The sequence below is a fragment of the Carboxylicivirga sp. genome (assembly GCF_982718395.1).
On the sequence record NZ_CEXQWX010000185.1, the window covers coordinates 1 to 11,361 of the forward strand.

Genomic DNA, 11,361 nt, shown 5'->3' on the forward strand with positions numbered 1-11,361 from the left:
GCACTGGCACTTCCACCTGTTACTCCTATCGTTACATCAACAGCTTCTGTTGTTGCTGTGGATAAAGTCGCTGTTATCGTGCTTACGCCGCCTTCTTCCGAAATGCCTGTTGGTAAAGCTGATAGTGTCACAACCGGTGCGCTTTCATTATCCGTGATCGTGATCGTTACGCTTTGAGGGGTGGAATGCTCGGTGGCACTTCCGCCACTTACAGCTGTGATCTCAACGTCAGCATCTTCACTGTCTTCGTAAACCTCGTCAGTCGCTCCCGTCAGGGTCTGTGTGGCTGATAAGCTTCCGGCCGGAATGGTGATCGTTGTGGATGACAGACTATAATCGGAGGCACTGGCACTTCCACCTGTTACTCCTATCGTTACATCAACAGCTTCTGTTGTTGTTGCAGATAAGGTCGCGGTGATAGTACTTATCCCACCTTCTTCAGAGATACTTATCGGATTTGCTGAAAGGGTTACCTCAGGTTGAGGATTAACTGTGATAGTAAAAGTCTGATCATCACTTGTATCATCACCTCCGTTATCAGTTCCCCCATTGTCAGATATACTTACTGTTACTATTGCAACGCCATAAGTATCAGATGCCAACTCGTAAGTTAAGTTACCTGAAGCATCAATAGCAGGTTGAGTAGAAAACAGTGAATTGTTATTATTTGAAATATTGAATGATAAAGTTTGTCCAGACTCGTTTGCTGCTCCTGCATCTATAGCAGTAGCCCATGAAGAAACCGTTTGAACACCTGTAGTGTTTTCGTATATGGTTTGATTTGTTCCCTTTGTAAATGAAGGTTCATCATTTACTGGATTAACAGTAAACACAACTTCATCACTACCTGTATCTCCTGCTTCATCCTGTGCTGTAAAAGTTATAGTTTCGCTTCCAAACCAGTCAGAAGTACTACTTATTGTAGCAACACCATTAGCTATACTTATTCCAATATTGGTATTACCGCTAACATCAAATGTAAGATCATTATCAACTGTTTCAGCGTCACCAAAAACACCATTTAAATTAATTGTATAACTTACAAAATCTTCATCTACAATTTGGTCATCAATGGCATTATCAACAACAGGAGCATCATTCTGTCCATTAATGGTAATAGTAATATCTGCTGTTGAAGTACCTCCATTACCATCTGACAAGGTGTATGTAAATGTCTCTACCAGGTTATCAGAAGCGGTCATCTGATTTACTGCTACAATCGTATTATCTGGTGTATAAGTAAAATCTCCGACAGCACTCCAAACTAATTCACCATATGAACCACTCAGTCGACCTGTTATATCACCATCAATTTCAGATATAATCAAGACATCAGCACTGTTCTCATCAGTATCTTCTCCTGCACCACCTGATGCTTTGATAAGTCCATCTGCTTCATTGATGTTAATTGAACCATTTTCACCAACAGTGTAGCTGTCATTGGCAGCAGCCGGATCATTGTTAACACCGTTAATAATAATAGTAACGGTTCCGCTTGCTGATTCCGGTGATGCATTATCATCCAAAACTGTATAATTAAATGTCTCGGTATAAGTTTCTCCAACTCCAAGTGGCGAATTACCACCTTGAGTATAGTTAAATGAACCATCAGATGCCCAATCTAAAGTACCATAAGTACCTGCCAAAGGATCAATAATTCCTCCATCAACTGCTGAAACCGTAAAATTATCACCTTCCGGATCTGTCTCATTTCTTAATAAGCCCAGTGCTGCACTAATATCAAGCAAAGCACCTTCGTCTACATAATAGGTTTCATCTGCTACTACAGGAGGATCATTACCTGGAGTATCTATGATTATGTTACGTGTATAAGCTTCACTATCATCGTCTCCATCATTAACAATAACAGAAAGCGTTCTGGTAGCTGTAGAACCTGATGTGGTTTCAAAAAGTAAACTACTTAAAAAGGCCTCATATTCTGACTTTAAGTCTGTGCCTGACACCTGGTAGCCATTTGTAATTGAAGAAACTACAAGTGAACCTCCATAACCACTGTAAGTTAACTGATCATTAACGGCATCGTAACCAGCAGTAAACACCACTGTCATGGTTTCCATATTTGCATCATCAACATCTGTTACTGTGGCAGTAGGAATAACTGCTTGTTGACCGCTTACATATGTTAAACTACTACCTGGTCCACTTACAACAGGTGTATCATTCTCAGGAACAATTGTTATTGTAGCTTTTGCTATCAAACTTTCCAGAAATCCATCATTAACTTTAATATCCAGTATTCGGTCAGTTACAGTTAGATTATCAGAATTATTAACATACTTAACCAGCTGTAAAGCAGTTTGATAATCGGCAGCTGATGCCTCTCCGGATAATTCTAAAAGGTTAATACCGTTTTCGTATTCGGTTGTGATACTAATACCAGCAGGTAAACTACCATCAACAAACAATTGGTCTTTAGCACCATCAAGAGGATTGGTTAACTCTATACTTACACTTTGTAAGCTAATATCTTCGTCTGTATTAATAATTACATCAGTATCAGCAACAGGTGTACCGCTACCGTTTTCTGTAAATGAAGTATTAAAATCACGATCTGAAGCTGTAGAATTATCAGAATCCAGATCAAGATTAGGTTCTACTTTTAGTAAAATAGTAGCCACCGCTGTATTACTGTTATTTCCATCAGGATCTTCAACTGTAACATTAATAATACGATTTTCATCATGAACCCCGGAGGTTTTATCGTTACGATAGGTAATGGCTTTAATAATATTTTCGTATTCTGCTAAAGTACCTGAACCACTTAGATTAATTTCCCAATCGCTAACCTCAGTGATTGTTATCGAACCAACAGTGGTACCTTCATCAGGATGATTAATTGATTCTGAAGTACCATCAGGATGATTAGTCAACACAATACTCGCTCCATTAATGGTAACACCATCTTCATCTGCTATCAGGTTATCGGTATCAGAAATAGCTACAGGTAATACATCCGCCACATCATCTTTAATGGCAAAAGCTACAGTATAGTCATGCCCGTCTGTTCCTTCGCTATTGTCTCTATCTAAATCAATTTGCGGAGCTTTAGTAATTTGACAGTTTTTAATGCTAACGATAAAACCGACGTTATTTACATAGTTACATTCCAGAGTTGGAGAATTATTTTTCTCCAATGGTTCTGGCAGAAGATCTCCAACATTCAAGGTTTCTTCATAGTGGTTAGCCAGGACATATAAATCCATATACCCATCCGCATTTCCATTACCATCATCAAAATCCTCCACTTCATAGGTTTCATCTATTGACTGACCGACCTCCACATTTTGAGATGTATAAAAAGTCCCAAGATAACGGGCTGTTGTCACGTAAGGATCTCCATCAAATACCGCAATCGGTGTATTTCGAGGTGTTTTCCAATCACCATTATTTTCTAATGTTACCGTAAAGCTAACTTTTCGTTGAGCCACACATTCATCTACACTAATTTGGACGTTCTCTGTCGTCAGGTCACCCACAGCAAAAGTAGGTTCAGCCCAATCCGTTAAAAATGTTGTTTGCACAAGGAAACCGTTAAAAGCATCGTTGAACTCCTGAAAGAAGTTATAATTGACGATCTCTTGTTGTTGAGCAGGTATTTTCAGTTCAGCACCAACATTGGTTACAAAATAGCCATGCTGATTCCAGGTTTCACGAGCTGCCACCCAGGGAGCATCTTTAGAACGATATACAGCTATAAAACTTTCTCCGGGACTATTTCCTGGCGCCGGAGTATCCTGAGCTGTAATAACAATTTCGGCCTGACCGTCATCATCAACATCCGCAACCAATGGATAATCTGTACGTGTTCCTGAAGGAGAAGATACTTTTGCCATTTCAGTACCATCCGTACCTTTCCATACATATAAATTATGCTCGTCGGAATAGACCACTTCAGCTGAACCATCACCTTCAAAATCAAAAACTGTTGATCCCGTTAACTGTGATCCATCAAAAATTTGGCTTCCATCATTTGTACCATCACCTACTTTACTCCATAATGTTTCAAATGTATTCAAATCAGTGTTATACTTGATTACACGATAAACATGTTTTCCGGCAACGCCAATTTCAACACCAGGATCACCATCAAAATTAGCAATATTGCAACGCCCGGCTTTTGTTGAGCTATTACCTATATCATAGGTTGTTCCAATTTGAGTGGCAGAATAAGGATCATAAGCATAAATTTTTGCACTACCTTCAGAGGCGGTAACAACTACATCAATTTTATTATCTCCATTAATATCCGACAAACTTGTAAAACCATCTTCTTTTCCTGCTGTCAGATCACTAACTGAAACTGAAATTGCTTCTGTTAACGACCCATTATCGGTTGCTCCAGATGGATCAAAATCAACCAAGTAAATCTTATTACCCGCAATAAGTTCTAAACCATTTGCTTTACTGTCAAAGGTTGCTCCTCCACCATTAGGTATTACATCTCCTTCTTTAAAAACATCATAGGCAATTGGCCATGAATCTCCATTTTTATCCCCGGTGTTATTAGATAGACACCCCCGGTTATGTCCGGCATCCTCTCCATTAATAAATCGCTTACCATCAATAGCACTATAAATCATGTTACCAACATATACTTCCGGTGTACCATCCATGTTAAAGTCGGCTAATTGTGGACTTTGCCCACGGCTATAAACTAACTCAGATGTGTTTATAAACCGTTGGATTAATTCAAAATCAGAACCATTATAGTTATACTCCAACCTTATCAGCTGCTTTGAGTCTGTTATTGCAAAAATATCTCCGTAATTATCATCGGCAGGATCAACATTACCAATGGCAGGCTGAGAGTAGGTTCTGGCATCAATTGAATAGTTTGCCAAATGAGTTCCATCTATACCACTAAACACCCTTAATTGCTTAGTGCCGTCGGCATCCATTCCCACCATCTCAGGCACTCCATCACCATCCAGATCACCAATAAATACACCACATCTTTGATCAACAGGATAATCATGTGTTGGGTTATCAGGATCGGGTGAATTGGCAACCTTAGTGTTAAATTTCTGAACTAAAGTATACTTATCTAATACTGGTGGTTTTTCACGACATCCGGGAACCGGTTGTCCGAAATAAAAATATTCTCCACCTGCATCCCCGTCACAATCCGGGTCGAAATGATCAATTAAACCATCTCCGTCATTATCTATACCATCATCACAAATTTCTTGTGCCGATGCGATAACGACAAAATTTAATAGCATTATCAATGCTAAATACTTACGTAAACTATTCATAAACCTTTTGTATGGGTTAAATCCTTTTTTTCTTTGGACTAGTTACGATTGTATATCAGAAAGGATACACGAAACAGGTAAGCAAAAAGTAAACATGTAAATATATACATGTGAACACACAAAATTGCCTGATGAATGCAACTTATTTTTTGACTAAATTTCGAAAAAAATCGTGATGACTGGTATTCATATAACACCATACAAGAAGACCTGTGAGCACTCATTACAAATCTGCGCCACGGTATTAAACCAAAGTAAATCTGCGACTATATCTATCGTACCATGATCAACATCTAATACAGCGTAGTCAGCAACTTATGAGTTACAATCAGAGTAACTCATTAAAGAATTAATTTCATGCCCTTCCAAGGGCACAATCCTTAGCCTATTAAGAGTACATATCCTGCCCTTATATGGGTTCACTATATACAAGGCTGTTCTAATAAATAAAAAAAACCGGTTACTTTAAGCAACCGGTTTATTGTATTGATATGTCTGTTATTGTGTGAGCTTAATTTCTACTTGCTAATATTTCTTCGGTCGCAGTGCGTCCTGCCCGTAATGCATTTATATTAGACTCTACAACGGCATCACCTTTACGTTCGAATATTTTGCGCAATCCATCTTCTAAAGCACTGAATTCAATATCGATAAAATGTGAAGCGGCTCCTAACATCACTATATTTGATGAACGTTTATTTGCTACCTCTGCTGCAATTTTATCAGCATCGATGGCAATGTGATTTGGTTGTTCAGCAATCTTCGCCATTACCTCATCCATCTCAGGATAGTTAGGAATATTGACAAAAGGAGTTGTGTTTGTTACCACCCATCCTTTTCTGGATAAATAAGGTAAATAACGCAATGATTCCATTGGTTCAACCGATAAGATGATATCTGCTTTACCTTTCGGAATCAAATCTGAAGCGATTGGGTTACTGCTAACACGAAGGTGAGATTGTACATCACCACCACGTTGACTCATTCCATGAACTTCGGCCTGCTTCAGGTGTAAATCTTTCTCTACAGCAGCCATACCTATTGTCGCAGCAATGGATAAAATTCCTTGTCCTCCAACACCTGCTAATATTATATCTGATTTCATAATTATTGTTAATTTGATGATTTGTTTATTTGTCGAATTGAGAATAAATAGCAATGCGAATTTATTAATCAACTCGACAATTCAACTTTTTAACAGTTCGACAGCTAAATTACAATCCTAACTCTTTTACCTTTAACACCAAACTCTTATTACGCAAAGTCTGAATACACTGACGACGTGGAATAATTACAGATACGCCTTGGTAATCAAATTCTTCTTTGATAATATTCACCATATCGTCAAGGTTGGCTGCTGTTGGTTTAAATACACGAATATGTTCCGGATCAACACCGATACCTTCAATAATTTCTTCAAGGTGACCAAGTGCCTGCGAATCCTGTCCGCCAGTCATACCAGTTGTATAGTTATCAGATAGAATTACTGTGATTGGCGTATTCTCATTTACTGCATCTAATAATCCAGTCATCCCTGAGTGTGTAAATGTAGAATCACCTATAACTGCAACTGCCGGTAATAAGCCTGCATCAGCAGCCCCTTTTGCCATGGTAATCGAAGCTCCCATATCAACACAAGAGTTAACAGCATTATATGGAGGAAGTGCTCCTAAGGTATAGCAACCAATATCTGCAAATACACGTCCCGGACCATATGATTCCAAAGCAATATTCAAGGCCTGGTATGCATCAATGTGACCACATCCTTTACACATTGCAGGCGGACGACCAACCATTAACTCTGGCACATCGTCACCTTCCTCAAACGGAAATCCTAAAGCATTAGCCACAATATTTGGTGTTAATTCTCCATCGCGTGGTAAAGTACCGTCTAATCGACCAATAACCGGTGTTCCGGCTTCCTGGTAACCTTTCAACAGTTCTTCAATAACCGGATAACCATCTTCCAATACTAATATTTTATCACACTCCTCAACCATTCTTTCAATATCCTTACGTGGCATTGGGTATTGCGATAGCTTCAATACAGGATTTTTCAACTCTCTTTCCTGAAAATTCTCCATCAGGTAGTTATGAGCAATACCACAGGCTATAATTCCTAAAGAGCGATCCGGTCCATCGGTATATGAGTTATATCCAGACTCCATTGAGATTTTCTCCAAATCAGGACGTGTCTCGAGCAACTTCTTATAGTTACGACGCGCTATTGAAGGAAGTAATACAAATTGAGTTGGGTCTTTTGGCAAACTTACTTCACGTTCTGGTAAAAGTTCTTTGCGCACAACTCCTGCACGGGAATGTGCAAGACGGGTAGTGATACGAATCATCACAGGTACGTTGAACTTTTCTGACATTTCGAAAGCTGCATAGGTCATATCGTAAGCTTCCTGCTGGTTAACTGGCTCTAAGATAGGAATCATGGCAAACTTACCATATACACGGCTATCTTGCTCATTCTGACTTGAATGCATTGAAGGATCATCTGCAGCCACAACCACAAATCCACCATTAACACCTGTTATTGCAGCATTAATAAATGCATCAGCAGCTACATTCAGTCCAACATGTTTCATACAGGTCATTGCACGCTTTCCTGCATAAGCCATACCCAAGGCAGACTCCATTGCGGTTTTCTCGTTACTTGACCATTTACTGTGAATATTGCGTTCTTTTGCAATTTTTGAATCCTGAATGTACTCTGTAATTTCGGTTGATGGCGTTCCAGGGTATGCATAAACTCCTGAAAGTCCGGCATCAATGGCTCCCTGCGCTATTGCCTCATCTCCTAACAATAATAACTTTTGCATTGTGCTTATTTGGTTTTATATTATTACTTATTTGCTTCTGGTCGCTAAATAACAAATATCTAAACCCTTTATTAATGACATATATCACGGGTTATAATTTGTAACCGTTCTTAATAATAAATCGTTAATACGAGCCTTCTGGAACCGCCCACATTACGGAATTCACAAAGGTAAATTCCCTGCCAGGTTCCAAGATTTAATCGACTATTGGTAATTGGTATTGTTAATGATGCGCCAACAATTGAGGATTTAATATGAGCTGGCATATCGTCATCACCCTCCAAAGTATGCTGATAATCAGGATCACCCTCTGGAATCAATTTATTTAAAGTGGTTTCAAAATCCTCACGAACAGTGTAATCAGCGTTTTCATTAAGCGTTAATCCAGCTGACGAATGCTGAATAAATACATTCAATAATCCTTCCTGCGGAAGCTCAGGCAAAGCGGATACAACCTCACTGGTTATCAAATGGAAACCTCTACCCCTATCCCTCAAACGAATTTCAACCTGTTTTATCACTGTATCAATATTTTATGGCATGTTACAATTTTCAATAAATAAAGATTTAAGATGCAAGACATAAGATTAAAGACTTTTACATGGTATTATAAGTATGCGTCCGACAAGGCATTAATCTTCAAATTTTCAATTAACTAACCATTTCCAATATCTCTAATCATTAATCACTAACCTCTAATTAACTTTATTGGGCGGCGTTTTTCCTTCAAAGAAACATTTGATGTTCTGTGCCACTAACAATGACATCTCTCCCCTTGTCTCATGCGTTGCTGTTCCCAAATGCGGCATTAATACGACATTTGGTAATTGACGCAATTCATCCGGAATTGAAGGTTCATTTTCAAATACATCTAAACCAGCTCCTGCAATCACCTTTTTTTCCAAAGCTTTAATTAAGGCTTGTTCATCAACCACAGGGCCGCGTGCCGTATTAATCAAAAAGGCAGTTGATTTCATCATCTTCAATTCCGACTGCCCAATCATCTTTCTTGTTTCAGCCGTCAATGGCATGTTTAATGAAACCACATCGGAACTTTTCAGTAATTCATCTAAACTCAGATAAGAAGCTCCCAGCACCTTTTCTGTCTCATCATCAACCCTGTTTCGATTATGATATACAACTGTCATTCCCGAAGCAACAGCACGCCGGGCCAGCGCTTTACCAATTGCCCCCATTCCAATTATACCAAGTTGCTTCCCTACAAGTGTAGTACTTAAATTACGCATTACTCCCCATTGAAGTGCTTCATTATTTTTAAGTATATTATTCATTTCCCCCATTCGTCTGGCGACTGAGATCATTAGTCCTAAAGCTAATTCGGCCGTTGGTTCAGTAACCGGATCCGGGCTGTTTGTAACAACAATACCCTTATCTGATACATAGTCCATATCAATATTATCGTAGCCCGCGCCAAAGTTTGCAATCATTTTTAACTGCGAAGCAGCATCAATCACATCATTACTTATCTTATTACCATAAACAGTAACAATTGCATCAACATCAACCACCTTTTCCAGCAATTCCTTATGAGTAAAAGCTTCGTTTTCAGGGTATATAATCTCCCAACCAGTTAACACTTGCTCAAATTGCTGACGCGGAACAGCCAACATTATCAGAACTTTTTTCATAATAATCTCTTATCTCTTTTTAAACGTACGGGTAAAGATAGAATCATTATTATTCAATACCAATATGACTTTTTTCTTGCCTATTTTCATTTTTAAGCCTAATTTGATTATCCGTTTCTTTAAAAAAACACAAATGCCTTACCTGCATTCCAAATATGAAGTACCTGGTGATGATAATCAAAATGAAGTATTACCTAACTTACAAGGAATTACTTCTATTGATGTTATTCACAAAGTTGAGTTTGAAGGATTCCTTAAGGCACAATATCAATTACTGGAAGAATTAACAACACATACAAAGTTTGATTTTGCATACATTCAGCGAATTCATCAATTATCCTTAAAAGACTTATATGATTTTGCCGGTCAGTTCAGAACGGTAAATATGACTAAAGGTGGTTTTTTATTTCCTACAGCAAAGTTTCTGCCTAAAATCTGCCATGATTTTGATGAACGGGTTCTTAAATCGTTACCAGATTACTATCAAGATAAGCAGCAATTAATAAGAGACATCGCCCATGTGCATGCTGAACTTCTGTTTATTCATCCTTTCAGGGAAGCCAATGGTCGTGTTGCAAGAATACTGGCTAATATGATGGCAGTTAAGCAAGGCTATGATTTTTTAGGATTTTATAAAATTACTCAGCGGCAATTTAAACAATACATTATTGCGGTTCAGTCAGCTGCCGACCATAACTACCAACCAATGACGGAAATAATAAGTGCTATTTTTTAAGTTCCTTCTCTAACTTGCCAACTATTTTCTTCAAATCCTCCTCTTCAAAATGTATTCCTTCAATTTGAAAAGATGCAACAAGAGAGTCCATTACTTTTTTGAAACGGTCTTCTGATTTTTTAAGGGTAGGATGGCTATCAATTATCTTTGTCTCCATAAAGTAAAGATACGAAAAACCAATTGTTTTCGTTAATAAATAGCGAAGGGATTGAAATATAAATTCTATTTTTTTGATATATAATTCCTTTCTATTTTTACGACGATTTAGCTGAGAACATTTATGTACAAACTCAGTCATTCTCAATAACTAACGACAAACAAACATTGTGAAAAAAATTCTGACCTTAATATACCTGACAGTAACCTTATGTGGATTATCATCAGTTTTTGCCCAAAACAAAGTAACAATAAAAGGTAATGTGATTGACAGCTTAAATGCGCCCATCCCGTTTGCCAACATTAGTATTGTTGACGGCAAAGATGGCGGAGTTACTGATCAAAATGGGAAATTTTCTTTTTCAACATCGCTTTCCTTTCCTTTTAACATACAAGTTTCATCAATCGGGTATCATAAGCAAATAATTGAAATTAAGAATCAATCACAGGCTCAAACGTTAAATATCAAACTATCCATCAAACAGGAAAGTTTAACTGAAGTAAACGTTGAAGGTGAGATGATTGATCAATCCTTTTCTAAAATCGATCCAAAACTGGTTAACCGCCTGCCCGATGCTGGCGGTGGAAATGTAGAAGCCCTGGTTAAGAGTCAAATGGGCGTAACCTCAAATAATGAACTTAGTTCGCAATATCGTGTGCGCGGAGGTAATTACGATGAAAATCTGGTTTACGTTAACGATATTGAAATATACCGC

Annotated in this window: 8 protein-coding genes; 2 read left to right on the top strand and 6 right to left on the bottom strand. The window is 38.2% G+C overall.

The genetic code is table 11. The features are described from left to right. The 5 genes from AC4MRQ_RS22175 to AC4MRQ_RS22195 all read right to left on the bottom strand — a co-directional run. On the bottom strand, positions 1-5,276 hold a 5,276-nt coding region (locus AC4MRQ_RS22175; protein ID WP_491199915.1), incomplete at its 3' end, for a cadherin-like domain-containing protein. 511 nt (positions 5,277-5,787) lie between these two features. Beyond that, positions 5,788-6,381, bottom strand: a complete 594-nt coding sequence (locus tag AC4MRQ_RS22180) for an indolepyruvate oxidoreductase subunit beta (protein WP_491199916.1) — start codon at positions 6,379-6,381, stop codon at positions 5,788-5,790. Between the two features lie 109 nt (positions 6,382-6,490). Further along, positions 6,491-8,104: a thiamine pyrophosphate-dependent enzyme gene (locus AC4MRQ_RS22185; protein ID WP_491199917.1), complete on the bottom strand. Its 1,614-nt coding sequence runs from the start codon at positions 8,102-8,104 to the stop codon at positions 6,491-6,493. 110 nt (positions 8,105-8,214) lie between these two features. Continuing rightward, positions 8,215-8,625: a secondary thiamine-phosphate synthase enzyme YjbQ gene (locus AC4MRQ_RS22190; protein WP_491199918.1), complete on the bottom strand. Its 411-nt coding sequence runs from the start codon at positions 8,623-8,625 to the stop codon at positions 8,215-8,217. Between the two features lie 174 nt (positions 8,626-8,799). Beyond that, the gene (locus AC4MRQ_RS22195) at positions 8,800-9,753 is read right to left on the bottom strand and encodes an NAD(P)-dependent oxidoreductase (RefSeq protein WP_491199919.1); all 954 of its coding nucleotides are present in this window, start codon (positions 9,751-9,753) and stop codon (positions 8,800-8,802) included. Between the two features lie 133 nt (positions 9,754-9,886). On the opposite strand from AC4MRQ_RS22195, the gene AC4MRQ_RS22200 reads away from it, so the two are divergent. Then, positions 9,887-10,489: a Fic/DOC family protein gene (locus tag AC4MRQ_RS22200; protein WP_491199920.1), complete on the top strand. Its 603-nt coding sequence runs from the start codon at positions 9,887-9,889 to the stop codon at positions 10,487-10,489. Here the strand turns inward: AC4MRQ_RS22200 and AC4MRQ_RS22205 are convergent. Beyond that, positions 10,479-10,787, bottom strand: coding sequence for a hypothetical protein (locus AC4MRQ_RS22205; RefSeq protein WP_491199921.1), 309 nt, complete (start codon positions 10,785-10,787; stop codon positions 10,479-10,481). The genes AC4MRQ_RS22200 and AC4MRQ_RS22205 overlap by 11 nt on opposite strands. A gap of 28 nt (positions 10,788-10,815) precedes the next feature. Between AC4MRQ_RS22205 and AC4MRQ_RS22210 the strand changes: the two genes are divergently transcribed. After that, the coding region (locus AC4MRQ_RS22210; protein WP_491199922.1) for a carboxypeptidase-like regulatory domain-containing protein at positions 10,816-11,361 on the top strand (546 nt) is incomplete at its 3' end.

Coding starts and splice junctions, on each gene's coding strand:
- AC4MRQ_RS22180 (WP_491199916.1), bottom strand. CDS start 6,381: ATGAAATCAGATATAATATTAGCAGGTGTTGGAGGACAAGGAATTTTA.
- AC4MRQ_RS22185 (WP_491199917.1), bottom strand. CDS start 8,104: ATGCAAAAGTTATTATTGTTAGGAGATGAGGCAATAGCGCAGGGAGCC.
- AC4MRQ_RS22195 (WP_491199919.1), bottom strand. CDS start 9,753: ATGAAAAAAGTTCTGATAATGTTGGCTGTTCCGCGTCAGCAATTTGAG.
- AC4MRQ_RS22200 (WP_491199920.1), top strand. CDS start 9,887: ATGCCTTACCTGCATTCCAAATATGAAGTACCTGGTGATGATAATCAA.
- AC4MRQ_RS22205 (WP_491199921.1), bottom strand. CDS start 10,787: ATGACTGAGTTTGTACATAAATGTTCTCAGCTAAATCGTCGTAAAAAT.